This is a genomic window from Streptomyces sp. NPDC127092 (genome assembly GCF_042722475.1).
GTDB lineage: Bacteria > Actinomycetota > Actinomycetes > Streptomycetales > Streptomycetaceae > Streptomyces.
On sequence record NZ_JBHXFE010000340.1, the window covers coordinates 1 to 1,158 of the forward strand.

The 1,158-nt window shown below is 63.8% G+C and carries 1 protein-coding gene; it reads right to left on the reverse strand.

The genetic code is table 11. The features are described from left to right. Positions 1-184: 184 nt before the first annotated feature. Positions 185-988, reverse strand: a complete 804-nt coding sequence (locus ACFWJO_RS40240; protein WP_378493840.1) for a CPBP family intramembrane glutamic endopeptidase — start codon at positions 986-988, stop codon at positions 185-187. Positions 989-1,158: the final 170 nt, after the last annotated feature.

The window sequence follows — 1,158 nt, forward strand, 5'->3', positions numbered from 1 at the left end:
GCTCCAGGCTCTCGCCGCAGCCAGCAGTTGACCGTTTGCCGTGGCAGTCAGGGTGTCGTTCGCCATCGTGCCTGCGCTCTGTCCGCTGCGCTGCGTCGCTGGTGTTCCGCGCAGCGAATCGTGGGTTAGAAACACAGAGAGGGCCCGGGGTACGCCCCCAGGCCCTCGATTGTGCGTTTGGCGATCAGAGAGCAATCAAGGCCGCGCCACCGACGATGGTCGGGGTGAACATCACCCAGTCGTTGATGATGTGGGCGCCGGTGGAGACCCACAGGTTCTTCGTGCGGATGTAGGCCAGCGTCAGGACGATGCGGGCGCCGCCGATGACGATCAATGCCTGCGCGAAGTTCCAGTCGTAGGTCGGAAGGTGCGCCGCCCCGAACCAGACCGCGCTGATCAGCCAGGCGAGGATGATCGCGGTCTTGCGGGACAGTTTTGCCTTGGCGTAGAGGAAGTACAGCAGCGCGAGGAACGGCAGCATGGTGAAAATTTCTTCGCCGAGCAGTTGGATGGCGGTGCCGACGTAGAACGCGGTGATGTCGAGCGCACCCTGGATACCGTCTGTCGCCTCGTTCGCCGATGCGCCGAATAGCGCCTTGACGATCAGACCCAGGATCAGTGACACGGCGATGTTGAGGGTGGCGAACCCGAACATGAGAAGCACGTCCCGGCCGGTGACCCGGCGAAACAGCGAAGTCCAGTGCTCCCTGGTGACCAGGGCGAGGACGGTCAGTGGGATCGCCACGAACAGGATTCGCGGAATCAGGTCGACGACGTCGTTCTGCGCAGGGATCAGAACGAGAGCCGCGAAGCCGACCGCGACTGAGGCCCACAGGGTGATCCATTGGCCGACCGACAGTGTTGTCGGCTTGCCGTTGTAGAAGGGGAAGTCGGCGTTGTCGTCGCGTTCGATCAGGTGACCGAATCGTTCGGTCGACGCCGTGGACTCGTGGCGAGGGTGTTCTCGGGTTTCGGGCACTTCGCTCATGTTTGTCTCCTCGGGCGTGGTCCCGGGACGTGTTGGGTGTGGCTGATCCTTGCATGAGCAGGGGTGGGTCCGCAGCCCTTCGACAGCGCCGGGAGCCGCTACGCGAACTGCGCTTCATCGTGAAAGCCCGCGACTAGGCCGTCAGCGCCGTGCTCCGCTGCCTCTCGGTG